This is a genomic window from Erwinia sp. 198 (genome assembly GCF_003937915.1).
GTDB classification, from domain to species: domain Bacteria; phylum Pseudomonadota; class Gammaproteobacteria; order Enterobacterales; family Enterobacteriaceae; genus Erwinia; species Erwinia aeris.
In genome coordinates, this window is sequence record NZ_RHUM01000012.1 from 58,036 (window position 1) to 84,924 (window position 26,889).

Consider the following 26,889-nt stretch of genomic DNA (forward strand, 5'->3'; position numbering starts at 1 on the left):
ATGTACGCCGTCTATCGCTTTCGCCATGTTGTTAGCTGGCTGCCCGTGCTGATGGCGGCTGGCTGGGTGCTGATGAACCAGCACGCCACGCTGAAAATCGAACCGCGCTACGACGAATCAACCATGGAACTGGCGCTGGTGGAACCGCCATCGGCTGAGACACCGCCGGTTGAAACGCCTGCCGAACCACCAGCGGAACCCGAGCCTCAGCCCGTAGAGGAAACGCCGCCGGAACCGACGCTCTCTTCGCCTGAACCCGTTGCGCCGCCGCCGAAGCCCAAACCAAAGCCAAAGCCAAAACCGAAAACGGCGAGCCAGCCAGCCGGGGCTTCTGTTAAACCGACCGCCGTTGCAAAGCCGATACCCGCCGCGTCGCCGGTTGCCACGCCCAAACCCGTCACACCGCGCGTCAACAATGGCGCCATCGAAAGCGGTTGGATCGCAGGGCTACGTCACGATCTGGAAGCACAAAAACGCTATCCCACCGGCCGTCAGGCCTCGCTGGAACGCCCGGAAGGCAGCGTGGAGATCTGGCTGGAAGTCGATCGCAGCGGTCGCGTACTGGCTTCCGGCATCAGCAGTAAAGCTCGCAATATGCTGCTTAATCGTGCCGCGCTGGGCAGCTTACAAAATATCAGGCAGGTCAAGCCGTTCCCGGCCGACGCCTTCGCCGGACAAAGCAGCAGGCGCTTTACCGCCACGCTGAATTATCGGGCGCCGTGAGCGCCTGACATCAACACAGGAAATAATAATGAGCATTTTTATACGTTCCGGGGTGTGCCTTGCGGTGATGTCGGCCTTATCAATGACGGCACAGGCAGCAGAGAGTACCGATGTCGGTGCCATTAATGTCCAGGGCGAGACGCTGGGCGGCGGCATGATGGTACAGGAAGAGTCAGCGAAAGCGCGTTCTACCATTACTAAAGAGGCGATGCAGAAACAGGCGGATATGGCGGGAAACGCGCTGGATCGACTGAAATATACGCCCGGCCTGAACGTTAACAGCAACGACGCCAGCGGTCTGAGCGGCGTTGATTACACCATGCGCGGCATGAATTCCGATCAGATTGGCCTGTCGATCGACGGCATTCCGATTAACGACTCCGGCAACTACGCGGTTTACCCTAATCTGGTAGGCGACGCAGAAAATATCGAAGAGGTGTTTGTGACTCAGGGCTCGTCAGAGGCGGACGGCCCTCATATTGGATCGAGCGGCGGCAATATCGGTCTGGTGACTAAAAGGCCCGCAAAAGATTTCGGCGGCTTTGTGAAGCAGACGCTGGGCAGTAACAATCTGAGTAAAACCTTCGCCCGTCTGGAAACCGGCGAATATAACGGCTTCAGTAACTGGCTCTCTTATTCGCATACCGAAGCGAAAAAATGGCGCGGCGAAGGACGCTTATATTCCAATAAATTTGAGATGAACTCACTCTTCGAGGCGGAAAATGGCAACAGCAGCAGCCTGATTATGAAGTATAACCGTCAGGAAAATGCCAATTACAACACGTTAAGCAAGGCGCAGTTTGAACAGGACGGACGCTACGCCAACGATTATTCCGCTATGCCGCAGTATAATAGCCGTGGTCAGCTGTTGAGATACTACAAGCTGAACCGTAACCCGTTTGAGAATTTCACCCTCAGCTTTACGCAGAAACTCCAGCTACAGGATAACCTGTCGCTGACGTTGCAGCCTTACTACTACTGGGGCAACGGCGGCAGCTTTACCGGCCAGAGCGCCAGCACGCTGGGGCCAACGTCCGATCGGGCGGGCCAGTACGATCTCAGCAACCTGACCAGCAATACTTATTATCGTCCGTCGTGGACACAAACCTGGCGGCCCGGCATCACGACTAAACTAAAGTGGGATATCAACGAGCAACACAGTCTGGATCTGGGCTACTGGTATGAACGCGCTCGCCAGCTACAAACGCAGCCTTATGTGGCGATCAAGCGCGACGGTAATCCAGCTGACCTGTGGGGCGATCCGAACGGCGCCGGGCAGGTAAAGGATGCCAACGGTAACACCGTGCAGGGCCGCAACCAGTATACCATCACGCCTGCGCAAAAAATCTGGCTACAGGATAGCTGGTTCGTCACGCCCGACTGGACGCTGGTCGGCGGTCTGGCCTGGCAACACGTCGATCGTCGCGGCGAAAACAAAGGCAGCCTGGCAAACGCGCCGGAGCATCGCCATGCCACCTATCACAAGTTCCTGCCGAACTTCAGCGCCAGCTATCGGCTCGATCGGCAGAATCAGGTGTTTTACAACCTGACGCGCAATATGCGTACGCCGCAAAACTACGTGCTCTATAACGTCGGCGATTCGATTAATACTAAACCGGAGCTGAGCTGGAACCATGAGCTGGGCTGGCGCTTTCAGCGGGACGATATGCTGCTCAGCGCCACGCTGTTTTATCTGCGCTATACCGATCGTCAAATTTCCACCACCAATCCGGACGGCGACTATGAAATGATGAACGTTGGCAAGGTGGAGAATCGGGGCCTGGAGGTCGAGTGGAGCGGCAAACTGCCCTATAACTTCAATTACTACACGTCTTACACCTATACCGACTCCGGGCAGAAAGATAACGTCACGCGGGAAGGTATCCCTTTGCCGACCAGCGGCAAGCAGCTGCCCAACTCGCCCAAAAATTTGTTGAACCTGACGCTGGGCTACGATGATGGCCGCTACTACAGCAGCGTCAGCGGAAAATATGTCGGCGCGTTTTACGGCGACATGACCAACGATGAAAAAGTGGGCGGCAGAACGGTGTTCGATCTGGCGGCAGGCGTTTATTTGCCAGTGGATAAAAAGATCGTCAAAAGCGCCGCACTGCGCTTCGGCATCCTCAACCTGCTCGATAAAGAATACCTGACGTCGGCGCGCACTACGGTGTTTAACGCCGATGCGCGTAACGGTCTTGGCGCCGCCACACCTTATTACAATGTTGGCGTAGAGCGTACCTACAGCGTTTCGCTGGAAGCCACTTTTTAACCGGAAGAGAGAAGAAGATGAATGCAACCCTGATGCACGATGCAATCTTTTATGTCATGTACTTCTCGCTGGCGGCAGCGCTGGTGATTATCATTGAACGATCTATCTGGTTTGCGTGGACGCGGCGGCAGGCCAGCCAGCTGGCGGCGGTAATGACGACGGAAACGCACGCTCTGCCGGAAAGCGTAACCCGACGCAGTAGCGTGCCGCTGCGCGCAGTGCAGCCCGTACTGGCACGTAAAGGGCAGGCTTCAGCCGAGGCGCTCAGCGACGAGGTCGACGCGCAGTATCTGCTGAGCAAAGCGGCCATGACGCGCGGCCTGTGGCTACTGGAAACGGTAGTAACCGCCGCGCCGCTGCTGGGGCTGCTGGGCACGGTAATGGGAATTATCGACACGTTTAAAGCGCTGGCGGCGGCAGGCGTGTCGGACGCCAGCCAGGTTTCCGCCGGGATGGGCACCGCGCTGTATGCCACCGGATTAGGCATTGCTATTGCGCTGGTTTGTCTGGTTAGCAATAACTTTTTGCAGAACCGTATGGAGCGCATTAATGAATTACTTAAGGTGCTGCTGTTGCGGGCGGCTACGCCCGTACAGCGGGCCGATCCTGTTGCCGGGCCGCAGGACAATGGCGTGCGCCGCTATGCATGATCTTGCGCAGCGGTGCAAAAGGCTGCTGTGCGGCGGGCTGCTGCTGTTCAGCCCGCTGGGTGAGGCAAAGTTCGCCGTCGCGGGTTATGAACTGGTTTATGATGCCCCTGCCGAAACCACGCTGACGGCGTCAGATCTGCGCAGCAGCGCCGTGGTGTGGCAAGAGATGTTCGCCAGCGCCCGTACACAGATCGATATTGCACAATTTTATGTGGCCAACGAGCCGGGTTCGCGATTGGATAAGGTGATCCAGACGCTGCGGCAGGCTGGCGAACGCGGCGTAAAAATTCGGTTTTTAATGGATCAAAAGGGGCTGAAGCTCAGTACGCCGGAAACGCTGGCGCAGCTGAAAGCCATTCCGGGATTAACCTTGCGCGTTATGCCTTTCGCCCGCCTGGCTGGCGGTATTATTCATGCAAAATACCTGTTGGTGGATGGCAGGCAGAGCTTTGTCGGCAGCCAGAACTTCGACTGGCGGGCGCTGGAGCATATCCAGGAAACCGGCCTGCTGATTAACGACGCGCCTGTTGTAGCGCAAATTGCCGCCATCTTTGATCACGACTGGGCCGCGCAGCCGTTGCTGGAGGCGGGCGAAAAGGTACCCGAAACCGGTACGGATGCTCTGCCTGCCGATCTTCGCGCCGGCCGTTATCTGATCGCCAGCCCGCGCGCCTGGAATCCGGCAGGTATTCCCGATTCACAGTTGGTGCTGCCGCAGCTGCTTGCTTCCGCCAGAAAGCGTATTCGGGTGCAGGTAATGGAATATGCGCCGCTGTCGTTTGGCGAAAATCGCACCCGCCCCTTTTATGCCGTAATTGACAATGCGTTGCGCGCAGCAGCGGCGCGTGGCGTACAGGTTGAGCTAATGGTCGCCAACTGGAATACCAAACAGCCCGACATCGCCTGGCTGAAAAGTCTGGCGCTGGTACCGGGCGTGACGATAAAAATCGTGACGATACCGGAGGCGAGCAGCGGCTTTATTCCCTATGCCCGCGTCGTGCACAGTAAGATCATGACTATCGACGGCGAGCTGGCCTGGACAGGCACCAGTAACTGGAGCGGCGGCTACTTTGATAATTCACGCAACCTGGAGCTGGTGCTGAATGACGCCGTCATGGCGGCACGGCTGGATGCGCTTTATCAGCAGCTGTGGCAGAGCGGTTATGCCGCGCCGTTACGTATTGATACCGACTATCCTGCGCCCGATCCGGGCGGCCTGCTGCGGAAAAATGCGTTGCGCCCGGACGCACCAGAACGCTAAGCATGGGGCAACAGGAGAAACCGGTATAAAGCATCAGCAGCACTCGCTGTCGCCACAACCCGGCCCGTAAAGGATAACCTGTCTCCAGCGGGCAGGCCCTGTCACCGCCAGGCAATCAGCAAAGCCAGCCCCAGAGTTGTGGGCACAATAGCGCCGAACAGCCGGCGAAAATTTATGCGCGCTTCTTTTTTAAACTCGTGGAGGCCGCTTTTGATTTCCTGAATATCTCCCAGCATATGCCAGACATCGGTTTCCAGCCTGGTGACTCGTATCTCCATCTGTTTACCCTCCATTGCGGTCTGCACGGCAAAGTTAACGCTTACGGTAATTAAGATAGCGATTTGCGGCAGCGCGATAATCTATAGCCACATAAAAAGTGGAGAGTTTTTCTGACGGCGCAGCGGAAACACAGCGGAAAAGCATTGAGGATTCCGGCATGGCTCGCATTCGTCGTCCGATTTTGCAGGCTGTTGCAGTATCCGTTGTGCGCTGTCCGGCAGCATTGCTGTTCCTCTTAAACAGGCGGAGCGAGGCTCAACATATTGTTGTATAGATGTTATTCTCAGCCCGGATAAAAGGAGGAACCCATGGCAATGGTTTTATTGCCGGGCGTTATGTGCGACGCCGGGCTATGGCAGGCGGTAGCGGCGGATCTGGCACCGTTTGGCCCGCTGGTTTACGGCGATCTCGCCACTGAAAGCGAGCTTGAGACGATGGCGGCCAGCGTGCTGCGGCAGGCGCCCGAGCGTTTTACGCTGGTGGGTTTTTCAATGGGCGGTTTTGTGGCGCGCGAAGCGGTCCGCCAGGCGCCGGAGCGGGTAGAAAAGCTGATCCTGATCGCTACCTCCAGCGCGGAAGACAGCGCGCAGCTAAAGGCTTTTAAAGCGGCCACGGCACGCTCGCTACAGTCGGCAAGCGGTGCCTTTCGCGGGCTGGGGCAGAAAAGCATTGCGCTTTCGCTCAGTAAAAAACATGCCACCGATGAACAGCTGAAAACGCAAATTTTCCAGATGAGCCTGCGAGTGGGGAAAGAGGCTTACTGTCGTCAGCTGCTGATGGCGCGCAACAGCGATAGCCATCTGCTGTCGCAAATCAGGTGCCCGACGCTGGTTATCGCCGCTGCCGAGGATCGTATGCGCACGATGCCCGAGTCGCACACCCTGTATGAACGTATTCCGCACGCCGATTTGGAAATTATCGAGGATTCGGGCCATATGTTGCCGCTGGAACAGCCTGCCGCCCTGGCTGAAGTCATGACCCGTTGGCTACGGCGCGACGCGGTATAAACATTTACCAAAAATAATGCGGAAACGGGTTCATTCAGGGCGATGAAAAGGTAAATTAACCGGCAGCGTGGAGCCGCCACGCAAAAGCGTAACGGGCAGAGATTTGTTGATGAAAAAATGGATACTGGCGCTGGGTATAGCGCTACTGGCGTCGCAGGCTGGCGCGGCGGAACAGGATCCGCAAAAGGTAAGCCAGGCTTTTTACAGCTGGTATCTTAGCGCCTTGAGCAAGGATGAAAGCCCGATCGACGAGCACGATCCGGTGTTAAATCAGTATGTCACGCCGCAGCTGCTGCAAAAGATCAACGTGCTGATTAAAAGCCCTGACGGCATGGACGACGATTTCTTTTTGCAGGATCAGGATTACAGCGACAGCTGGGTGGATCACGTCAGCGTTAGCCGGTTTACCGTCAACGGCGAAACCGCTTCCGGCGACGTGGCGCTGGGCAAGGATCCGGAGGATCGTCAGCTGCTGCTGGTCACGATGCGCAAAGATCGCGACGGCTGGAAAATTGATGATGTGGCAAAGGAAAATCGCTAAGGTGAACCGCCCGCGGGCCGGTACGGTCACCTGGGGCACGCGGATCAGCGGATATGCGCGGTGAACTGCTCTGCAAGAGCGTCCAGCAGTTCGTAACGTTTCCGGTATTCCGACCGTTTCTTGCTGGCTATCTCCTCCAGCGGCTTACGCGCAAAAGTCACAGGCACGCGACAGAGCTTCGACGACAGCGGAACAGCGTTAAGCGTCTGCCAGAACTCGTCGTAGCTGGCATGAAACAGACTTTTCTTTTTCAGGCGATAGCGCCAGCTGCGGAAAATATGGCCGGTGTCGCTGACGGCCAGAATTTGCGTCATCCCCGTTGCCTTACAGAACAGCGCCAGGGTTTCCATCAGCAGGCGTTTCGGAAATAAACCATAGCAGGCCCTGGTCGCCGAACGGATCAGCTCGTGCGGCGTATCGCGATGCGCGCCCTGAATACCGCCGATTATCACTACCTTTTCACCTTGCTGTGCGGTTATGGCAAAGGTCACTATCGCCAGCTTGATCCCGTCCTGGCTGAAAAACAGATTAACCTCGCCTTCTCTTTCACAGCGTCCGGTACAGGCCATGGTAATGGAAAAGCTTTCGCCGCCTTTGCCTGCAAAACGCAGCAGCTCCGCCCCTTGTTGGCTAAGCAGCGCCTGACGAAAGACCGAGTAAGGCAGGTCTCTGGCGAATCGGTAGTGCGTGATAATCGCCCCGGCCCGGTCGGCCACCGGCATACCGCTATACAGGTAGGGTCGATGGATCTTGCTCGGCAGCGTATGCTGGACGGCCAGCATTTCACGCATTACCGGCTCATGAATAATCGCATCGGCCAGTTTCAGGGTCTGCCGCGGACAGGCGAGCGAGCGAAACAGATACTTGAGGCGATATTCCCGGTCATGCCACAGTTTGCCCGGTTTCAGCCTGCCCGTAACCAGCGACAGAAAAAAGGTCAGGCTGCTCTCCTGACCTGACGTAAATGTGATATCGGACATCTTCGGCGTTCCAGTGGAAAAAACTCAGTTGAACACCGGCAACTTCAACATTGAGTAAATGTTGATTTACAAGTTAAGAGCATTGCCTGTCGGTTGAATGATTGTTTAATTTATTAATCACTTATGCCAAATTGATTGCATAAAACGAGCAAATTAAAAATGACGTTGCTGATGACGTTATACTTTTGTTTTCAGCAGTAGAGATCCTCGCTTAATTTTCCGGAGGCTTGCTTGCAGGGTGTACCCGCGCAGTTTAATGATGAAAAAGATCGCGCCCGCTTTTGCCAGCTTGCCGGGCTGACGGGCGTGGAGCTTTATCAGGCGCATATTTCGCGCTACGCCTTTGAGCCGCACACGCATGAGGCATTCGGCATCGGTACGATAGACGCAGGCGCGGAGCGTTTTCGCTATCGCGGCGCTGTGCATATGGCGCCCGCGCAATCGCTGGTGTTAATGAATCCGGACGAGCTGCATACCGGCGAATCGGCCAGCGAAGAAGGGTGGCAGTATCGTATGCTCTATCTCGATCCGCTGCGGCTGGCCGCCATAACGGGCGAGCAGGGCTGGTGGTTTACCGAGGCAGTGCGCTTCGATCCGCCACGAGCGGCCCGGCTTTCCGCGCTGTTGGCTATGCTCTGGCAGGTGCGGGATCCGCTGGCGAGAGACGGCATTTTACTGACCGCGATCGATCTTTTACGTCCCTGCGCCCGGATTGGCGATAAGGCGGCAGCCGCGCCCCGGCACCGCTTCGACCTCATAAAAGAGTATTTACGCGACAACCTTGCTGACAGTATTACCCTGAACGAGCTGGCGGCGCTGGTCTCGCTCAGCCCCTGGCATTTTCAACGACAGTTTAAGGCGCAGTATCACGTTACGCCCCATCAGATGCTGATGGCGTTTCGCCTGTGGCGCGCAAAAGAGCTGCTGGCCTCGGGCCGCCCGGCCGCTGACGTTGCGCTGGCGGTAGGCCTGACCGATCAGGCTCATCTGACCCGCAGTTTCGCTAACCGCTACGGCACTACCCCGGTGCGCTATCAGAAGCAGATAAGAGGCTAAGCGCAATCTGCTACAATCTTTTCCCCTGACGGCGCGTCAGAATAGCGTTTTCGCTTTAATTAACGGGATCGCTGTTTATGTTTGCTGGTGTCATTTTTGCCCTGAGCGCGGGACTGATGTGGGGACTTATTTTCGTCGTGCCTCTGCTGGTGCCGGATTATCCGGGCGCGCTACAGTCGGTAGGCCGCTATGTGGCTTTCGGCCTGATTGCTCTTCCGCTGGCGTGGCAGGATCGACGCCGGTTGCGTCAGCTGTCGCGCGACGACTGGAGAGAAGCACTCAAACTGGCGCTGGTCGGTAACCTTCTTTATTACACCTTTTTAGCCAGCGCTATTCAGCGTACCGGCGCACCTGTTTCCAGTATGATTATCGGCACGTTGCCGGTAGTTATTTCCGTCAGCGCTAACCTGTTTTATGGGCACCATGAAGGGCGGCTGCCGTGGCGAAAGCTGATGCCGGTACTGCTACTGATCGCGCTGGGATTAGGCTGCGTTAACGTTGCGGAATGGCAGGACAGCGCTCAGCATGGCGATCTGCCACGCTACCTGAGTGGTGTAGGGCTGGCGGTAATGGCAATGATTTGCTGGACATGGTATCCGCTACGTAACGCGCGCTGGTTACGCGCGCATCCGCAGAGAAGCGCGACGACCTGGGCGACGGCGCAGGGCATAGCCACGCTGCCGCTGGCGCTGGTGGGCTATCTGCTGGTGAGCATCCAGCTGCACGTTACCCGTCCCGACTTTTCGCTGCCTTTTGGTCCTCATCCCGCTCTTTTTATCGCCTTAACGATCGCGCTGGGCCTGCTCTGCTCCTGGCTGGGCGCTTTGTGTTGGAACGAAGCCAGCCAGCGTTTACCCACCGTATTGGTTGGCCCACTGATTGTTTTTGAAACGCTGGCGGCATTGGCTTACACCTTTTTATTAAGGCAGGGCTGGCCTTCGGCAGTCACGATCTGCGGCATTTTGGCCCTGATAGTGGGCGTAGTGCTGGTGACGCGTATCAAACCTGAACCGGTTAAAAAATCCGTCTTTTCTTAAGAGACTGGCCAAAAAGGGCACGTTGGTTGGCGGGTTATTTTGATTAAGGTAAAAAAAAGAGCGATTTTTGTGCTCTTTTTTATTGCCGCTGGCAGCAATTTCCGGAAATTTTTAGCTCTATGTGTGATTTTTATCACGTTTTTTTTCGATGCGGCGAAGAAAAAAAGCGGTTTCCCTCAAACAACGCTATGACACAGCGACCGATTGTTCCGCTATAAGAATAATCGCTAATCGGATTTCGTTATTTTCAAATACAGTCAACGCTTACTACACATTCAATATTTCTTCTTTTTTGAGACTGTTTTAGCGACAACAAACCATTTTTAACTCAAATTTTAATGAGCAGCGGCGGATGAAAAGACAAAGCCCGGTAGATTGATACATTAATAAATCACAGAAAAAGATTAGCTTTTCACATCAAAGCCGGTCGTAAAGGTTGTTAATGTTAAGTTGTGTTGCATTATCATTGGTCTTGAACGCAGCGTGGCGAAGCGGGAGGGGCAGTGGCGGCGGGCTTTTCGCGAAAAACGACGCTCAGCGAACCGCAGGAAACAGTGAGAAATGTAAACCATTCGTAAACCGAGAAGTATTACCATTACTGAAGCTGACACGGGATTTTCGGGCTGATTTGTAAGAAGGTTTTATGTCAGAATTGGCGCATTTATCGTTGACCCAAAAGATAAATGCGCTGTTAACTGTATGAAAGTAATGTAATTTTTCTGGTGACGATCAATTGTGGTGGCCTGGCGAGGCGGGTTTATAGGAATAAACTCATCACCGAATCAGGTCGCCATAAAAAGGAACGGTACTTTTTAATTAAAGATCGGAATATTTTAATTTGGTCCTGAACAGTAAAAAAATTGCGCGCTGCGTCGCAATTATTGGTTCTCGCAGTTGTAAGGATAATGATAAACGCTGCGGCTAATATCCAACAAGCGGCAGCTCCGGCGCGTGCCGATATCAAAAGTGTCCTGAAGAAAATTAACCGCCTGACGCTTATCATTGGTAGTAAAGAAGTTTTTCAGTACGCTCTGTAGCATTTCTTTATCAGAAGAGAGCATCTGGAGTTCGCGTTCCATACTGTGTACGCGCTCCTCTAACTCTTTGATTTTTCTTCCTTCTTCAGAGAATAATCCGGCGTATTTCTTTTTCCAGCTGTAGAATGTGGCCTCAGAAATCCCCAGTTCTTCACAAATCTCCTTAACCTTTACGCCGCATTCAGATGCTTTAATGGCACTGGTGATTTGCTCTTCTGTATATCGTGACTTTCTCATGGATGCTATTACCTTTCTTAACTATAAAGTGATGAGAATGGCTGCACTAAAGAATGGATCTAATTTATCCATTAATCAGGACAGCGACGTTAAGTTCGCGATTTGAATTGCAGGCTTTAAGTTAAGGGATTATGAATAAATATCATCATGGGATTTCTCCTATTTTATTTGCAAAGCACCTGGTTAGCTTTCGATAAAGCGCTTTTTGTTATAAATTCGATTCATGCCAGCAGCAAGGCCAGTTGGTAATTCAGAATGATCCAGCATGCGGAAGAAAAAAACTGTGCCAGGATATTCTCCAGCGTTGTTCGTGCTGAGGTACATTGCTAACCAGTATCAAGTCCAGGAAGAATCAGACGGTTCGTTAAAAAAACGATCTGATAAAATAAAATCTTTTAAATAAGAACGGTGCGCTATCGCCCGTAAAATAATATTCCGGACGCTTATTTTTGCCGGGCCCAGGCCAGGTTTACTTTCTCTGTGATAGACAAGGATGTACTGACTTTCGTTATAAGTTATTAGTTTTACGAAGGAAGCTTCAATGAAACACAGTGTCGTCACGAACGCTGCCTGGATGATGTCAGAGAAGGTAGTTTCGGTATTTGGTGTAATTTTTGTTACATCCTATGTTGCAAAATCTTTTGGGCCATCTGTTTTTGGGCAAATCGCATTTTCTGCATCCATTTTTTCCATTGTTCAAACCGTAGCGATTTTTGGTACGGAAACCATCCTGTTTAAAAGCATCAGCAAAAGCGCGGCGAAAGGCCTGCGGCTGATGGCCGTGGCAAAACAGCTACGTATGGCGTTGTTATTACTGCTTTCTTTTCCGGTGCTGGCGTGGGTCTGGCTGGAGATGCGTGAAAACTTTTTGATTTTTGCCGTGGCGTCGTTTCTGTCGGCTATTTTCGTGACTCAGGATATTTTTAGCGTTTATAACAACGCGCGACTGGAATCGCGGATGAACACGGTTGCTAACGCAACGGGAATGATTATCAGTTTCGCCATTAGCTTTGCTATTGCGTGGTTCAAGCTTAATCCGCTACTGCTGTCCTTCTCGATTGTTGCGGTGACCTTGGTGCCGTACCTGATTAAGCGGACGATGTTTTATCAAAAAAATACCATCAGTCCGCCAGCCAGGCGCAAGCACCGCAGCTATCTGCGCTATCTGTTCCATGCGGGACTGCCGCTGGCAATCTCCAGCGTGTTTATTTCTGTTCAGGTAAAGCTGGCGCAGTTTTTCCTGGTCGGCGTGGGATCGGCACACGAGCTGGGGCTGTTTACCGCTGCGAATACGATTTCTGCCTCATGGATATTTATCCCGGTGGCGATTATCACCTCCAGCTTCTCGGAAATTTTCCGTGAGCGGGCGGATGTGGCTTTGAGACTGGCGGCCAGGCTTAACGGCTACGTTATGGCTGTTTCACTGTTTATGCTGCTGGTGGTTGCGCTGTTCGGCGAAAAAATTGTTAGCCTGCTGTACGGCCATGACTATCAGCAGTCGGGCGATCTGGTCACGTTGCTTTCCCTTGCGACCTGCTTTTCCGCAATGGGCACCGTCGCCTATCGCTACATGGTGAAAGAGGGTGGTTTTAATTATCTGCTGGTGAAAATTATTTTACTGGTGGCGGTCAGCGTAGTAACCAACTGGTTTTTCATTCGTTTTTGGGGCTTGACGGGTGCCGCGTGGAGCGTGCTGGTCACGGAGCTGTTATCCCTGACGCTGATGAATTATTTCTTTAAGAATGGGATCATTCTTAAGATGCAGCTTTCCTCACTCAACTACAAAACCTATAGGTGAGTAAGAAAATGGTAGACGCAAAAAAACAACTTAAAAAGGCCGCTCTGAGTTGCATCCGAATTATGCCGTGGTCTTGCCAGGACAGAATATATTATTTTCATCGCTTTAAACGGATGCCGCATATTCGCCATCCCGGTTCCTTTAATGAAAAGGTACTGTTTCGCAAGTTTATTAAAGGCGATTACGATTGTTACGCCGTGTTATCAGATAAAATCCTGGTGCGGGATTATATTTCCCACAAGATAGGTGGGGAATACCTGATCCCGTTGCTACACACCACGGATAATCCTGAGACGCTGTTTGAGCTGGAAACGTTAAAAGATACGGTTATTAAGCCAAATCACGGTTCAGGAATGGTTAAAGTCTTTGTAGAAGAACCTGATTTTGTCGAAAAACATCAGCTGATTGAACGCTGTGGCGAGTGGCTGACAAAAGATTATTCGCATGAAGCGCGTGAAATCCATTACCGCGATATCAAACCGCAGATCATGGTTGAGCAGCGGGTAGGAGACGGTAAGTCTACGGCGATTGACTACAAGTTTCATATGTTTAACAAGCAGGACGGCCACTTTGAGTATGTGCTACAGGTGGTGTTTAACCGTAGCGATAATCAGCCGCTGTCGATGTTGTTCTATGTCAATAATCTTGATAGCTGCTTCTACCGCCGCTTTGACAATGCCGGACTGGATATCAGCCACAACCGGGCCGCGCTGGAGAAGGCACTCGCGCTCAGCAAAAAGCTGGCCAGTGATTTCGATTACGTACGGGTTGACTGGTATATCAGCCAGGGCGACGTCTACTTCGGCGAGCTGACCTTTACGCCAGGCGCAGGCCTGATGCCGGTGCTGAAGCACGGGCTGGACGAAATGATGGGTAAGATGTGGCTGCAGGATGGTCAATCAGCCGCTCTGGCGGAGCGGCTGGAAAGCGCGCCGTCGACGTCGCAGAAAAAACAGTAATAAAACCCAGGACGGCCGCTGGCCGCTCTGTTCGGTAAAAACGGAGTTGTCGTCCCGCGAAGGGCACTACCGCAAGCAGAAATCTGCTCAGCGCGTCCTTAACGGGCTTTTCGTCAGTGAGTTTTCTCTCTTCTGATGCCAGAGGCATGAATCTGGTGTTGTCTTGCAGGAAGCAGAGACCGTGAGCAGGAAAACTGCATAAACGGGTAAAGCAGCTGACGGATTTTTTATGTCTGCCGGGAAAAATGAGACGCGGGTTTCGCGATTTCGGATGGCGAAAAAACGCTATTTTGAAGACATTTTTCCTCAAACAATTATAAAGCCTGCATATGAGGTCGAAAATGCTAAAACTCAAAGCAGAAATAAGAAAAGGTTTCCTGTTCCTTTTCAAAAAAATGCCCTGGTCCTACCAGGACAGAATTTATTATCTGCATAAATTTAAAAAACTACCCAACATACACCAGCCGAAACTTTTTAATGAGAAAGTTCTGTACCGCAAATTCGTCACCGGCGACTACCTGCGTTATGGCATGCTATCCGATAAGTTATTGGTTCGTGACTATATTTCTCAGACCATTGGGGATGAATATTTAATCCCGCTGCTGCATGAAACGGCCGATCCTGTCACGCTGCTGGGGCTTAGCTCGCTGAAGAACACCGTTGTGAAACCCAATCACGGGTCAGGCATGGTGGAAATTTTGCTGGAAGAGCCGGACTGCTTGCAGAAACAGCTGCTGATCAAGCGCTGCGAAGAGTGGCTGAGCCGGGATTTCTCGCACGAAGCGCGTGAGATCCACTATCGCTATATTAAACCGCGCATTCTGGTTGAGCAGTACGTCGGCGACGGTAAATTTGCCGCCGTTGACTACAAGTTTCACATGTTTAACAAGAAAGACGGTACTTTCGAGTACGTTTTGCAGATTATCTATAACCGCTGCGGCAACGCGCCGCTGTCGATGAACTTCTACGTTAACACGTTAAAATCCTGCTTCTATAAGATCCGCGATACGGGACTGGATATCAGCGGCGACCTGGAAACGCTGGAAAAAGCGTTGGCGCTGAGCAAAAAGCTGGCCAGCGACTTCGATTACGTGCGCGTTGACTGGTATATCAGCGAAGGGCAAATCTACTTCGGCGAGCTGACCTTCACGCCGGGTGCAGGCATGGTAACCGGTCTGGATCAGGGGCTGGACAAGATCATGGGCGACATGTGGCTACAGGAACGTAAGCCAAAAACGCTGAAGGCTATTGGCGGCGAAGCGGCGGCCATGGCCGGGACGCTGAAGAAAGTTTAAAGAAGAAAGCCGCATGATCTTCATGCGGCTTTACGCTTTTATGGCAGAGGATAATCGGCTGGGGTATGGCTCATGACGTCAACAAACACGTCTTTGGTGATATGCCAGAAGTTAAGCAGGTTATCCATGCTCAGCGTGATACCTAACAGGCCGGTAACGAACCAGCACGACATGCCTATGCCAACGCCGGTAAAAATGAAGGCCATGCCGTTGCGGCTGGACTGACGACATTTTACGTTAAAGGTGCTGGCGAGAAACATCATGACTGCACTAACCAGTTCCCATCTCATCAGCACCAGGCTAGCGGTTAAGGTACCCATATCTCTGAAACTCCGCGTCAATCAGGCCTGGCAATAGAAAAAGCGTCATCTTTCCGGACGAAAAGGCCAGGATTGCTTTTCATCGGGGCGGATACAGGGAGTAAGTGTGATGACGGTCACATTATAGCATTGCGTCAGGCGAGTTTTGAACACTTTTAAGACCGCCTGTGGGCGTTTTTTGATCGCGCACAATAATCACATTTATTTCCCGTAAGTTAGCGATGATATTGCGCGGCAGGTGCTAAATAGCGCCTTAAAAAGTTAATATCTTGAAGTTGCATTCAAACTCAGGTTATTTTTGAGACAAGGAATGATAGTAATTTACATCATCCCTCCCGCCGTTTCGGAATTGGCTTAACGCTTTAACCTATTTATCCACGCCGTTATTTTTATCTGCTCGCTGAATTATGCCAAATTATCCGGCAATAGTTGGCTCCTTTGGGATGAATCTGACCTGTTAAAAGTTGTATGGGATGAAGAGGAGTTGTAGGATTTTTGAAAACTAATTTTTGCTATTTTATTTCCTGCATAAGCTATTAGCGCTAAACGCGCGCAGGATAGCAACAGCGGAAATTTTACGTCAGATAACCGGAGCCTGCCTGTTTGCCTGTGGCTGTTCAGGGTCGAAAAGCCATTTTTTGCCCGCAAACAACATTCCCCTCGTGTGCAGCTTGCTCTTTACCTCAGATCGGGGCAGCAGCCTGGTCCCGGCAGCATCACTGCTACGGGCGGTCGCCAACGCAAGCCCCCCAATGCAGAAGCGCTGCATGAGCGGAGATCCGTTCGGTTGGCGTGGGAGGAATCATGGATCATGACCGTCCCGCGGGAAATATTACCGCGCAACCGGCAGCTAAGCCGCTGCCTACGCTACGCAAGTCGCTACAGCGTATTCATCTAACTATTATTCTTGTCTCGCTAACGTTCAGCGGCATCTCGCTCTCGCTGCTTTCGGTGCTGGCTTTGCGTAACTATGCCGAAAACAATTCCGAGCTGCTGGCAACGACCATCAGCTACAGCGCCCAGCAGGCGGTAGCGGCAGGCGACGGCACGGCGGCGCGCGCTATTCTCCAGGATATCGGCGCGAAAACGCAGTTTGGTCAGGTGCGGATCCTCGATGCGGATCGACGTTTGCTGGCAAGCTGGGCCGCAAACGATAATCGCGACAAGAGCGCCTTCAGCAATCTGGTGTCGCGCTGGTTATTTCCCAAACCGGTGCAGATCCCCGTCCTGCGCGGCGGCAAAGAAATTGGCACCATCTGGCTGACCGGCGATGGATGTCGGGTAATGCATTATCTTTATCAGGCGCTGACGTGGTTGGGATGCAGTATGTTGCTCTCCGCCCTGCTGGCCTTTTATCTGTCGCGCCGAATGCATTCAGGCATCGTCAGCGCGTTGTCAAACATCGCCTGCGTGGCGCATGAGGTGCGCAAGCGACGAGCCTTTTCATTGCGTGTGCCTTCTTCTTCTATTGCCGAATTAAACAAGCTGAGCGGCGACTTTAACAGCCTGCTGGACGAGCTGGCCGACTGGCAGCGCCATCTGCAAAGCGAGAACGCTACGCTGGCGCATCAGGTGCGGCACGATGCATTAACCGGCCTGCCAAACCGCACGGCTTTCGAGCAGGAGCTGCACAAACAGCTGAACAATTCTTTGACCGCCGCGCGGGTGGCGGTGCTGTTTATCGACGGCGACCGTTTTAAAGAGGTAAACGATCGCTACGGCCATGCTGCTGGCGACAGGGTACTGACCATTACCGCACAGCGCCTGCGCGCGCGCTTGCGCAAAGGCGATTTGGTGGCGCGGCTGGGCGGAGATGAGTTTGCGGTACTGCTGTCTGCGATTGACAGCGGCGAGCAGGCAGGCTGCGTCGCGCAAAGCATTATCGAAGCAATGCGTGAACCCATACGGCTGGACGACGGCACGATCCTTACCCAGTCGCTGAGCATCGGCATCGCGCTGGCGAAAAATCATCACACCGGCGAGGCAACCATTGCCCAGGCCGATGCGGCGATGTACCACATCAAAGCGCTGGGCGGCGGCTGGTATTTTTCGCCCGCGCTCTGGAGCGCGCCAGCGGCGCTGGAGTGCGAAAGCGTTTAGCCGTTGGTGCTGACCGCTGACGGGAACTCAGAGCAGTCAAAATAGAGCGGGCGCTTTTGCTGACGGCGCATGGTGTTGCGCCAGGCCGTTGGCGTTTGGGAAAACTGGCGGCGAAAAACGCGCGAGAAAGTCTGCTGCGAATCATAGCCATACTGCATGGCGATATCAAAAACCGGACGCTGCGTCTGGCGCAGCTCTTTCGCGGCCAGCGTCAGGCGACGCTCACGAATATAGTTGCCCAGCGTCTGTTTGGTCACGGCGCGGAACATACGCTGCAGGTGCCATTTTGAATAGCCGGATCGCGCTGCAACGTCATCAATAGAAAGCGTCTTGTCCAGATTGCTGTCAATCCAGTCGGTAAGCGCGTGAATAATCTCATCATGCATACTGGTCTTCTCCCTGGGGCTGGCGGCCGATCGCTATGGCGAAAAAGAGGGGTTCGCCTTCTTAAGGGCTGGAGTATAATTCCTCAAGTTAACTTGAGGTAAAGTGCAAAGTGAAAAAAAATCCCGTATTGAATAAGCGCGAGCTGACGCCCGGCGACGTGGCCGCACGCTGCGGCGTCGCTGTCTCGACGCTGCATTTTTATGAAAGCAAAGGCCTGATCGTCAGCTTTCGCAACGGCGGCAACCAGCGCCGCTATCATCGCGATGTCCTGCGCCGGGTGGCGGTTATTAAAATTGCCCAGCGGATCGGCATTCCGCTGGCGACCATCGGCGAGCACCTGGTGCAGTTTCCGCCGGGCAAGCGGCTGTCGCCCAAAGAGTGGGCGCTGCTGACCCGTAAATGGCGCGAGGAGCTGGACAGCCGTATTGATACCCTGACCCGACTGCGTGACGATCTGGATGGCTGTATCGGCTGCGGCTGTTTATCGATGGAGGACTGCCCACTGCGCAACCCGGATGACCGCCTGAGCGAACGCGGCACGGGCGCCATCCTGCTGGAGTCTGAACGCGGCCGTCTATACTGATAGCACTTCGTTTACGCACAAGGAAAGGTCATGATCACCATTCACCACCTGAACAATTCCCGTTCGCAGCGTATTCTCTGGCTGTTGGAAGAGCTGGAAACGCCTTATCAAATCAAACTGTACCAGCGCGAAAAAACGATGCTGGCGCCCGAGTCGCTGAAAAAAGTGCATCCTCTCGGCAAATCGCCGGTGATCACCGATGGAAATCGGGTGATTGCAGAGTCCGGCGCGATCCTTGAATACCTGGCTGAGCACTATGACGCAGAAAATCGTCTGAAACTCGCTACGGAAGACGAGCGTATTGAGTCTCGTTACTGGCTGCACTATGCGGAAGGTTCACTGATGCCGCTGCTGGTGATGAAGCTGATTTTCAGCCGCATGGGCGAGGCGCCGGTGCCGTGGCTGCTGCGGCCAGTAGGCCGCGCCTTTGGCAAGGGCGTGCAGAAGGCGTTCCTGGATAAGCAGCTTGCCACTCATCGTGAATTTATCGAGCGACACCTTGCGGGCAACGACTGGTTTGCGGGATCGCATTTCAGCATTGCCGACGTGCAGATGAGCTTTCCGCTTCAGGCGCTCAGCGCGCGCGGCGGCGCAGGCGATTTACCTGCCATCCAGGGCTGGCTGAAGAAAGTCCAAAGCCGTGCGGCCTGGCAGCGGGCGCTGCAGAAAGGCGGTGCGCTCACGCTTGAATAAATTATCGCGCGGCGGCCCCTGACGTTTCATCGCGCCCGCGACCATAAGAAAGTGCTATGACCGCGCTTGTCAGCGAGCCAGCTAAAGTCTGCTCAGGCAGGCGCGGACGTAAAAGCGACGAAAATCTGTCGCCTTCCCGGCATCAGCAGTTGAAAAGGCGGCCTTAAAGGCAGGATAATCGTTTGCCTTTATAAAAAGGGCATTATGCCTGTCGGGTTAAACGTTTGCTTTTTTCCGATCGCGGCTTCTTTACGAAGTTTTGGCGATCTGCAATAGCGCTATCAGGGATGTAAACGTGGTACCAACCCGCCATCAGGCATCGATAATTCATAAGAAAGTTCAGGGGATTTCCATTATGTCGACTCATCATCAGACCGGCGGAACGTTAGACGCCTGGTTTAAAATCTCTGCGCGCGGCAGCAGCGTTCGTCAGGAGATTTTAGCCGGACTTACCACCTTCCTCGCCATGGTCTATTCGGTGATTGTTGTGCCGTCCATGCTCGGCAAGGCGGGCTTTCCTCCCGCCGCCGTTTTTGTCTCTACCTGTCTGGTGGCGGGCTTCGGCTCGGTGATTATGGGGCTGTGGGCCAATCTGCCGATGGCGATCGGCTGCGCCATTTCGCTGACCGCCTTTACGGCCTTCAGCCTGGTGCTGGGCCAGCATATCAGCGTGCCCGTGGCGCTGGGGGCCGTGTTTCTGATGGGGGTACTGTTTACGCTGATCTCCGCAACCGGCATCCGCGCCTGGATTTTACGCAACCTGCCGATGGGCGTGGCGCACGGTACCGGCGTCGGCATCGGCCTGTTTCTGCTGCTGATCGCCGCTAACGGCGTGGGTCTGGTGGTAAAAAATCCCGTACCCGGTGCGCTGCCGGTCGCGCTGGGCGATTTCGCTTCCTTTCCCGTATTGATGACGCTGGCAGGCCTTGCGGCGATCTTCGGTCTGGAAAAGCTGCGCGTGCCGGGCGGGATCCTGCTGACTATTATCGCCATCTCCGTGCTCGGACTGATTTTCGATCCGGCCGTAAAATATCAGGGGCTGTTTGCCATGCCTTCACTGTCGGATGCGCAAGGCAACTCGCTGGTGTTCAGCCTGGATATTCTGGGCGCGCTGAAGCCTGCGGTATTGCCAAGCGTGCTGGCGCTGGTGATGACCGCCGTGTTTGACGCCACCGGCACCATCCGTGCGGTAGCGGGCCAGGCGAACCTGCTGGATAAAGATCATCAGATCCTGAACGGCGGCAAAGCGCTGACCACCGACTCGGTCAGCAGCATCTTTTCCGGCCTGATCGGCGCTTCGCCTGCGGCGGTGTATATCGAATCCGCAGCGGGCACGGCGGCGGGCGGCAAAACGGGCCTGACCGCTATCGTGGTAGGCGTGCTGTTTCTGCTGATCCTGTTCCTGTCGCCGCTGGCTTATTTAGTGCCGGGCTATGCTACCGCGCCTGCGCTGATGTATGTCGGCCTGCTGATGCTGAGCAACGTCTCTAAAATCGACTTTAGCGATTTTGTAGACGCCATGTCTGGCCTGCTTGCCGCCGTGTTTATCGTGCTGACCTGCAATATCGTTACCGGTATTATGCTGGGCTTCGGCTCGCTGGTCATTGGCCGCGTCTTTGCGGGCGAGTGGCGCAAGCTCAACGTCGGCACCGTGGTTATCGCTGTCGCGCTGGTGGCTTTTTACGCCGGCGGCTGGGCGATCTGATCCCCTTTTGCGAGGCCGGTTTTTCCGGCCTCTGTTCCGAATTTTCGCTTTTTTCCACGCAATAGCACACTTCAGCTTTTTCAAGCCATCCCATTTTTGCTTTACTATCATGCAGGGCATTATTTGTTCCGGGCCTGATATTTTTGTCGCTATCTGGAAGCTATGAAAGGACAACATGGAAATCTTTTTTACTATTCTCATCCTCACGCTGGTGGTCTCGCTCTCTGGCGTAGCCGCACGCATTATTCCTTTTCAAATCCCCCTACCGCTGGTGCAAATCGTGATGGGCGCGCTGCTGGCGTGGCCGACTTTCGGCCTGCATGTCGACTTCGATCCCGAGCTGTTCCTGGTCCTGTTTATTCCGCCGCTGCTGTTTGCTGACGGCTGGAAGACGCCAACCAGCGAGTTTTTGCATCACGGACGCGAGATTATTGGCCTGGCGCTGGTGCTGGTGCTGATCACCGTGGTCGGCATCGGTTATCTGATTTACTGGCTGGTGCCGGGTATTCCGCTGCTACCCGCTTTCGCGCTGGCGGCCGTGCTGTCGCCGACCGACGCCGTGGCGCTCTCCGGGATTGTTGGAGAAGGGCGCATCCCGAAAAAAATTATGTCGATACTGCAGGGCGAGGCGCTGATGAACGACGCTTCGGGCCTGGTGTCGCTGAAGTTTGCCGTTGCGGTCGCGATGGGCACCATGGTGTTCACGGTTTCCGGCGCGTCGCTGGAGTTCGTGAAGGTCGCCGTCGGCGGTCTGGTGGCCGGTATCGCTATCTGCTGGCTGTACGGCAAGTCGCTGCGCCTGTTCAGCCGTTGGAGCGGCGACGATCCGGCTACGCAGACGGTGCTGCTGCTGCTGCTGCCTTTTGCCTCCTACCTGATTGCTGAACATATTGGCGTATCGGGGATCCTGGCCGCCGTGGCGGCAGGCATGACCATCACCCGTTCGGGCATTATCCGTCAGGCGCCGCTGGCGATGCGTCTGCGTGCCAACAGCGTCTGGCAGATGCTGGAGTTTGTCTTTAACGGCATGGTGTTCCTGATGCTGGGCCTGCAGCTGCCGGACATCTTACAGCTGTCCGTGGCCCAGGCGGAGGCCGATCCTAACGTCGATCTGTGGATGCTGGTGCTGTCGGTGGTACTGATTTACGCCGCGCTGATGATCGTCCGCTTCGCCTGGCTATGGACGATGCGCCTGATCAGCCAGCGCCTGCTGAAAAAGCGGCCGATGGAGTTCAGCAGCTACAGCCTGCGTGAGCTGCTGATTGCCTCTTTTGCCGGTGTACGCGGGGCTATCACCCTGGCCGGCGTGCTGTCCATTCCGCTGTTTCTGACCAACGGAGACGCTTTCCCGGCGCGCTACGAGCTGGTTTTCCTGGCAATGGGCGTGATCCTGTTCTCGCTGCTGGTCGGCGTAGTGTTGCTGCCGCTGCTGCTGCGCGGCGTGGCGGGCAGGGATAAGACGGCGCACCGCCATGAGATCCAGATGGCGCGCGCGGCGATGGCGGAAACGGCTATCGATAGCCTGCACAAGATGGAAGAGCGCCTGGCGGCCGATACCGAAGAGAATATCGACGCTGACCTGGTCAAGGAAATCGCTTCGCGAGTGATTGGCAATATGCGCCGTCGCGTGGACGGTAAGGACGATCTGGAGCGGGCGCTGTATGCGGAAAATCTGGAACGCCGCTTCCGTCTGACCGCGCTGCGCGCCGAGCGCGGCGAGCTGTATCATCTGCGCGCCACGCAGAAAATCAGCAACGAAACCATGCAGAAGATGCTGCACGATCTCGACCTGCTGGAAACGCTGCTGATCGAGAAAGAAGAGTAGCGGGAAGACCGCGAGCCGCCCGGCTCGCGGTCTTTTTACATTCTATACCGCATCAAACTCAGTGTTCTTCCCGTATCAGCGGGCCGTTTGGCCTTTGGTAATAAGAGGCGCCTTCCATGCTGTAGCTCATGGTTCCCGTTGTCGCTCTGGTAACCTGCATCAACCAGTTTACTTTTTTAATACATCTTTCCTCCGCTTTTATATCCTCAAAACAGAGCAGATGGTCGGTACTATGACTGGGGAAAAAAGTAGTGTCATCGGGTTTTTCTTGCTGATAACCGTCTTTAAAGTCCCAGATAGTTACCCAAAAATTCTCGCCTTTTCTATTTAAAAGAAAAGGGTGTTGTTTATCCAGTTTCCGGGCATTTTCTTTCCACCATTCAATCTTTCCTTTGTTGGTTAGAGGAAAGTTTTTCACCAAAATATCTGTGACGGAATGATTCTGGTGAACAGCTATAACCTCTACAGGCCGTAGCATCATAACGATGACGTACAGCCAGCTGACTACGACCAGAGCCGGGAAAAATCTATTCATCTTTTTCACTTTTTGCTTCCCGTCAGCGTGATGGTCGCTGCCATATTGGTAAAGAAGGGCTTGTACGCGTACCTTCTCCAGCGCTGTAGCACAAACCAGATTCGGAAAATATTCAAATGATGAAAACGAGGAACCATGATATCGCGGTCATCAAGGCCAAAGTGATCCTGGCCTTTGTAATGCAGGGTGGCTTTGTATTTATCTCCGTTAACTTCCAGAGACTTTAGCGTGATTTTTGTCGCGTATATACCGTGCACTGACATACCCAGACCATTCATCTTGTCTTGTAATCTATTAAATGTCGGAAGAAAACTTTCTCCGATAACTTTTCTTAAAGCCTGTTTTTTATTTTCGGCAAGAAAACCATTATTCCAGTCTATATTTTCTCGTATGAATTTATCGATAACCTTTGACGAGTTTGCGTTATCTGAATGCGCGCTTTCTATCAACCTCTTATAAGCCCCATTTAATTCACTGCTGGAAGAGGGTTTTCCATCGCCATATTGAAAATGGTCGATTAGTGCCATAAACAGCCCGCGATGGCCGAAAAAAGAGAAGGGCCGCGACTCGCGGCGGAATTCGTTGAATAGTTTGGCTGCCACTTCATGATGGCGCATCTTATGACGTATCACGGCGTAATTGCTGATGGGAAAATCCGTTCTCTCTGCCCGCCAGGGATCGTACTGACCGGATACTTTCTCCAGCCGATAGAAGTTCTTCAGCTGCAGCTCGCTTAAATCGCCGCACTGCATATCATCGGCACCGTAATCATCCATGCGTTTCTGCGTCTGAAAAACATCGAAGGGCAGGCGTAAAGCCTGTAGAGAAGGTGACATGCAATATTCCTTTTGCTGGTCGACGAGCGCTATTGCCCGGTTTTCTGTTAGTTTATCAGCTTAATTTATGTTCGTCATGCTGCGTTAAGAAAATCGCCTCTGTCATCTGATGTTATTCAACCGTACAGCGAAAGTTAAATTCGTCATATAACGATAATTATATTTTGGAGGGAAGGGAAATATTATGATAAGGGGGGTAGTCGGTGGTTTATTCTGCTTGCTGCTGTTCTGATGAAATGAGAGGTTCCGCCAGGCTAATACTATTTTCTTTTGCTTTTGTTTTGTAAACGGCAGGAAAACGCGCTTTAAGGCTCAGGGTTGGGTCTGGTAAATATCAGGCCAGTCTCTGACGTAACAGTTCTGCTAATTATTGCTGATGAAGTCATACGCTTTCATCCGTGCCGATCTATATCTTCTTCGGCATTCTTTTCCAGAACGCAGAGGCAGCAGACAAGCTGAATAGCAATATCCGTAAGAGGCAGAACGAATAAGATTAAAAGACAAGTAAAAATGCGCCTGTTTAGCGTCTCCGGGGCCGCTGCCAGCGCCCCCGTTTTTTATAACGACAGCGTCGGCGTCTGACCGGGCCAGAACTGGCGACAGCAGGCGATCCAGGCCTGCGCACTCTTTGACAGGTAGCTGCCTTCCCGCCAGATCAGGCCCAGCTGCCAGACCAGCTCCGACTCCAGCGGCAGCCACAGCAGATGGCTTTTATCCAGCCGCTGGCAGATCGGCTCCGGCAGGATTGCCACGCCCATGCCGGCCTGCACCATCGCCGCGAGAAAATCCCACTGGCCGCTGCGTACCGCGATCTGTGGCGTAAAGCCGCTGGCCTGAAAGGCGCGCATCAGCTGGCGATTCAGCGAAAACTCTTCGTTATAAATCAGGATAGGGTGCCCGGCCAGCTCGGCCAGTGGAATATGGGTACGGCGCAGCCATTCTCGGGTTTTCGGCACCAGCACGCAGAGCGGGTGGCTCATTAGCGGCAGTGCGTTCAGCGGCAGATCTTCTGCTACCGGCAGCGCGGTCATCGCAATATCCAGCGTGCCGGAAAGCACCGCCTGCTGCACGGTCAGGCCGCCAAATTCGGAAATTTTCAGCTCGACGCCGGGATAACGCTGGCGGAAAGCGGAGATCGAACCGGCTATCTGCATCCCGACCATTGGCGGAATGCCTAAACGCAGCTCGCCCGTTTTCAGGTCGTTGATATCGCTGATTTCCGCTTCCAGCTGCTTAAATTCCTGAAGGATAGTCAGTCCGCGCTGATAAACGGCCTGTCCGGTATCGGTCAGATGCAGCTTGCGTCCTTCACGGATCAGCAGCGTACAGCCCAGTTCCTCCTCCAGCTGGCGCAGCATTTTACTGATGGTCGGCTGCGTGACGTACAGCTGCTCCGCCGCGCGAGTAAAGCTTTGCTGGCGCACCACTTCCACAAAATAACGCAGGGCTCTGACGTCCATAAACATTCCTGTAAGGCATAGTTCAGATAATATTAAGTCATTTTTTTCACCCTTTGGTACGGCTTTATACTCTCTTTACGCATTATTCAGAGAGAGACCCATCATGAAGCTGGCGATACGCCCGCAAAGCACGTGGCAGCAACGCATTCAGATCCCGTTACAGGTAGTGCTGTATATCGCTTTTTTCCTTGCCGCGCAGCGGCTGGTGGACTGGCTGCGGCTGCCGTTGCCCGCCAATATCGTGGGCATGGTGCTGCTGCTGGCGCTGATTATGCTGCGGGTGCTGCCGCTGAACTGGGTAAAAGCCGGATCGCGCTGGCTGCTGGCGGAAATGCTGCTGTTTTTTATTCCTGCCGTGGTGGCGGTGGTTAACTATTCGCAGCTGCTGCGCGTGGACGGCTGGCGGATTATGCTGGTGATTATGATCAGTACACTGCTGGTGCTGTCCGCTACCGCGCTGGTGGTGGATCGCGTTTATCGTTTTGAAATGCGGCTGGCGGCACGAAAAAAGGAGCGTCAGGGTGAATAACTTTTTTATCAGCCTGCTCTGTCTGCTGGCGACGCTGCTGGTCTATTTTCTCAATAAACGTCTCTATCGGCGCTGGCACAGGCTGCTGCTGATGCCGCTGGTAATGACCCCTGTGGTGCTGGTAGCGCTGCTGCTGCTGACCCATATCTCCTGGCAGAACTATATCGACGAAAACCGCTGGCTGCTGTGGCTGCTTGGCCCGGCCACGCTGGCCTTCGCCGTGCCCGTGTACGAAAATATGGCGATTATTCGCCGCCACTGGCTGTCGCTTAGCGCGGGCGTACTGACCGCCACGCTGGTTGCCGTTTGCAGCTCGGTATGGCTGGCAAGGCTGCTGACGCTGCCAGAGGCAATCCAGCGTAGTCTGGCGGTGCGCTCTATCACTACGCCCTTTGCGCTGGCGGCGGCGAAGCAGCTGGGCGGACAGCCCGATCTGGTGGCGCTGTTTGTGGTGATCACCGGGGTATTCGGCATGGCCGTCGGCGATCTGCTTTTTATGCGGCTTGCCGTCAAGCAGGGGTTGGCGAAAGGCGCCGGGTTTGGCGCGGCCTCACACGGCGCAGGCACCGCTCGCGCCTATGAAATCGGCCAGGAGGAGGGCGTGGTCGCCAGCCTGGTGATGATGCTGTCAGGCGTGGTGACAGTCGTTATCGCGCCGCTAATTGGCCGCCTGATGTGGACAATGGTTTGAAGCCTGTAGGGTTGCCCCTTAACAGCAACATTTACTAAACGAACCTTAAGATTCGTCGCATTCCCATTTTATTTTCTGTATTGATAACCTATC

27 protein-coding genes are annotated in these 26,889 nt (G+C 53.9%); 19 read left to right on the forward strand and 8 right to left on the reverse strand.

Translation table 11 applies throughout. The features are described 5' to 3' along the window. From EGK14_RS16525 to EGK14_RS16540, 4 genes are read left to right on the forward strand one after another with little or no spacing between them, the layout of a single operon-like run. A complete protein-coding gene (locus tag EGK14_RS16525; protein WP_125290195.1) occupies positions 1–723 on the forward strand; it encodes an energy transducer TonB in 723 nt (240 codons plus the stop codon). Between the two features lie 28 nt (positions 724–751). Further along, the gene (locus tag EGK14_RS16530) at positions 752–2,995 is read left to right on the forward strand and encodes a TonB-dependent receptor (RefSeq protein ID WP_125290196.1); all 2,244 of its coding nucleotides are present in this window, start codon (positions 752–754) and stop codon (positions 2,993–2,995) included. A gap of 17 nt (positions 2,996–3,012) precedes the next feature. Beyond that, complete coding sequence (locus tag EGK14_RS16535; protein WP_125290197.1) at positions 3,013–3,645, forward strand: MotA/TolQ/ExbB proton channel family protein; 633 nt, start codon at positions 3,013–3,015, stop codon at positions 3,643–3,645. Further along, positions 3,638–4,906, forward strand: coding sequence for a phospholipase D-like domain-containing protein (locus EGK14_RS16540; protein WP_233598521.1), 1,269 nt, complete (start codon positions 3,638–3,640; stop codon positions 4,904–4,906). The genes EGK14_RS16535 and EGK14_RS16540 overlap by 8 nt, the downstream gene beginning before the upstream one ends. A 101-nt stretch (positions 4,907–5,007) precedes the next feature. On the opposite strand, the gene EGK14_RS21315 is transcribed toward EGK14_RS16540, so the two are convergent. Then, positions 5,008–5,184 carry a hypothetical protein gene (locus tag EGK14_RS21315; RefSeq protein ID WP_158616061.1) on the reverse strand — a complete coding sequence of 59 codons (177 nt, stop codon included), beginning with the start codon at positions 5,182–5,184 and terminating at the stop codon, positions 5,008–5,010. A gap of 309 nt (positions 5,185–5,493) precedes the next feature. Here EGK14_RS21315 and EGK14_RS16545 point away from each other — a divergent pair, with 309 nt between their 5' ends. Then, positions 5,494–6,192, forward strand: a complete 699-nt coding sequence (locus EGK14_RS16545) for an alpha/beta fold hydrolase (RefSeq protein WP_125290199.1) — start codon at positions 5,494–5,496, stop codon at positions 6,190–6,192. 109 nt (positions 6,193–6,301) lie between these two features. Continuing rightward, the gene (locus EGK14_RS16550) at positions 6,302–6,733 is read left to right on the forward strand and encodes a DUF3828 domain-containing protein (protein WP_125290200.1); all 432 of its coding nucleotides are present in this window, start codon (positions 6,302–6,304) and stop codon (positions 6,731–6,733) included. 44 nt (positions 6,734–6,777) lie between these two features. Here EGK14_RS16550 and EGK14_RS16555 read toward each other — a convergent pair whose 3' ends face one another. Then, complete coding sequence (locus EGK14_RS16555) at positions 6,778–7,713, reverse strand: VirK/YbjX family protein (protein ID WP_125290201.1); 936 nt, start codon at positions 7,711–7,713, stop codon at positions 6,778–6,780. A 231-nt stretch (positions 7,714–7,944) separates the two neighbouring features. Here EGK14_RS16555 and EGK14_RS16560 point away from each other — a divergent pair, with 231 nt between their 5' ends. Both EGK14_RS16560 and EGK14_RS16565 read left to right on the forward strand, forming a co-directional pair. Continuing rightward, complete coding sequence (locus tag EGK14_RS16560; protein WP_125290202.1) at positions 7,945–8,769, forward strand: AraC family transcriptional regulator; 825 nt, start codon at positions 7,945–7,947, stop codon at positions 8,767–8,769. A gap of 77 nt (positions 8,770–8,846) precedes the next feature. Next, a complete protein-coding gene (locus EGK14_RS16565) occupies positions 8,847–9,806 on the forward strand; it encodes a DMT family transporter (RefSeq protein WP_125290203.1) in 960 nt (319 codons plus the stop codon). A gap of 878 nt (positions 9,807–10,684) precedes the next feature. Here the strand turns inward: EGK14_RS16565 and EGK14_RS16570 are convergent. After that, complete coding sequence (locus tag EGK14_RS16570; RefSeq protein WP_125290204.1) at positions 10,685–11,080, reverse strand: transposase; 396 nt, start codon at positions 11,078–11,080, stop codon at positions 10,685–10,687. A 541-nt stretch (positions 11,081–11,621) separates the two neighbouring features. Here EGK14_RS16570 and EGK14_RS16575 point away from each other — a divergent pair. From EGK14_RS16575 to EGK14_RS16585, 4 genes are all read left to right on the forward strand, one after another. Then, the gene (locus EGK14_RS16575) at positions 11,622–12,878 is read left to right on the forward strand and encodes a polysaccharide biosynthesis C-terminal domain-containing protein (protein WP_125290205.1); all 1,257 of its coding nucleotides are present in this window, start codon (positions 11,622–11,624) and stop codon (positions 12,876–12,878) included. Between the two features lie 197 nt (positions 12,879–13,075). Further along, complete coding sequence (locus EGK14_RS16580; protein WP_370256460.1) at positions 13,076–13,837, forward strand: ATP-grasp fold amidoligase family protein; 762 nt, start codon at positions 13,076–13,078, stop codon at positions 13,835–13,837. A gap of 229 nt (positions 13,838–14,066) precedes the next feature. Further along, positions 14,067–14,273 (forward strand): hypothetical protein, encoded by a 207-nt coding sequence (locus tag EGK14_RS21420; protein ID WP_199746460.1) that lies wholly within the window; start codon positions 14,067–14,069, stop codon positions 14,271–14,273. After that, positions 14,179–15,132 carry an ATP-grasp fold amidoligase family protein gene (locus EGK14_RS16585; RefSeq protein ID WP_125290207.1) on the forward strand — a complete coding sequence of 318 codons (954 nt, stop codon included), beginning with the start codon at positions 14,179–14,181 and terminating at the stop codon, positions 15,130–15,132. Before EGK14_RS21420 ends, EGK14_RS16585 begins: the two co-directional genes overlap by 95 nt. Before the next feature lie 38 nt (positions 15,133–15,170). Here the strand turns inward: EGK14_RS16585 and EGK14_RS16590 are convergent, their stop codons facing one another. Next, positions 15,171–15,452 carry a YjcB family protein gene (locus tag EGK14_RS16590; protein WP_125290208.1) on the reverse strand — a complete coding sequence of 94 codons (282 nt, stop codon included), beginning with the start codon at positions 15,450–15,452 and terminating at the stop codon, positions 15,171–15,173. Positions 15,453–16,256: 804 nt separating this feature from the next. Here EGK14_RS16590 and EGK14_RS16595 point away from each other — a divergent pair. After that, on the forward strand, positions 16,257–17,552 hold the full coding sequence (locus EGK14_RS16595; protein WP_125290209.1) for a diguanylate cyclase domain-containing protein: 1,296 nt from the start codon (positions 16,257–16,259) through the stop codon (positions 17,550–17,552). On the opposite strand, the gene soxS is transcribed toward EGK14_RS16595, so the two are convergent. Further along, positions 17,549–17,938, reverse strand: coding sequence for a superoxide response transcriptional regulator SoxS (gene soxS / locus EGK14_RS16600; RefSeq protein WP_125290210.1), 390 nt, complete (start codon positions 17,936–17,938; stop codon positions 17,549–17,551). The genes EGK14_RS16595 and soxS overlap by 4 nt on opposite strands. Positions 17,939–18,048: 110 nt before the next feature. On the opposite strand from soxS, the gene soxR reads away from it, so the two are divergent. From soxR to EGK14_RS16620, 4 genes are all read left to right on the forward strand, one after another. Further along, positions 18,049–18,522 (forward strand): redox-sensitive transcriptional activator SoxR, encoded by a 474-nt coding sequence (soxR, locus tag EGK14_RS16605; RefSeq protein ID WP_125290211.1) that lies wholly within the window; start codon positions 18,049–18,051, stop codon positions 18,520–18,522. A gap of 30 nt (positions 18,523–18,552) precedes the next feature. Then, positions 18,553–19,215 (forward strand): glutathione S-transferase family protein, encoded by a 663-nt coding sequence (locus EGK14_RS16610; RefSeq protein ID WP_125290212.1) that lies wholly within the window; start codon positions 18,553–18,555, stop codon positions 19,213–19,215. Between the two features lie 355 nt (positions 19,216–19,570). Beyond that, the gene (locus EGK14_RS16615) at positions 19,571–20,920 is read left to right on the forward strand and encodes an NCS2 family permease (RefSeq protein ID WP_125290213.1); all 1,350 of its coding nucleotides are present in this window, start codon (positions 19,571–19,573) and stop codon (positions 20,918–20,920) included. Between the two features lie 175 nt (positions 20,921–21,095). Further along, a complete protein-coding gene (locus EGK14_RS16620; RefSeq protein ID WP_125290214.1) occupies positions 21,096–22,745 on the forward strand; it encodes a Na+/H+ antiporter in 1,650 nt (549 codons plus the stop codon). A 58-nt stretch (positions 22,746–22,803) separates the two neighbouring features. Here EGK14_RS16620 and EGK14_RS16625 read toward each other — a convergent pair whose 3' ends face one another. From EGK14_RS16625 to EGK14_RS16635, 3 genes are all read right to left on the reverse strand, one after another. Further along, entirely contained in the window at positions 22,804–23,280 is a 477-nt protein-coding gene (locus EGK14_RS16625; RefSeq protein WP_233598524.1) for a DUF943 family protein, read from the reverse strand. A gap of 5 nt (positions 23,281–23,285) precedes the next feature. Next, a complete protein-coding gene (locus tag EGK14_RS16630) occupies positions 23,286–24,116 on the reverse strand; it encodes a DUF3289 family protein (protein WP_125290216.1) in 831 nt (276 codons plus the stop codon). A 557-nt stretch (positions 24,117–24,673) separates the two neighbouring features. Then, complete coding sequence (locus EGK14_RS16635; protein ID WP_125290217.1) at positions 24,674–25,576, reverse strand: LysR family transcriptional regulator; 903 nt, start codon at positions 25,574–25,576, stop codon at positions 24,674–24,676. Between the two features lie 103 nt (positions 25,577–25,679). Here EGK14_RS16635 and EGK14_RS16640 point away from each other — a divergent pair, with 103 nt between their 5' ends. Further along, positions 25,680–26,105: a CidA/LrgA family protein gene (locus EGK14_RS16640; protein ID WP_125290218.1), complete on the forward strand. Its 426-nt coding sequence runs from the start codon at positions 25,680–25,682 to the stop codon at positions 26,103–26,105. Next, positions 26,098–26,796 carry an LrgB family protein gene (locus EGK14_RS16645; protein ID WP_125290219.1) on the forward strand — a complete coding sequence of 233 codons (699 nt, stop codon included), beginning with the start codon at positions 26,098–26,100 and terminating at the stop codon, positions 26,794–26,796. The genes EGK14_RS16640 and EGK14_RS16645 overlap by 8 nt, the downstream gene beginning before the upstream one ends. The last annotated feature ends 93 nt before the right edge of the window (positions 26,797–26,889 follow it).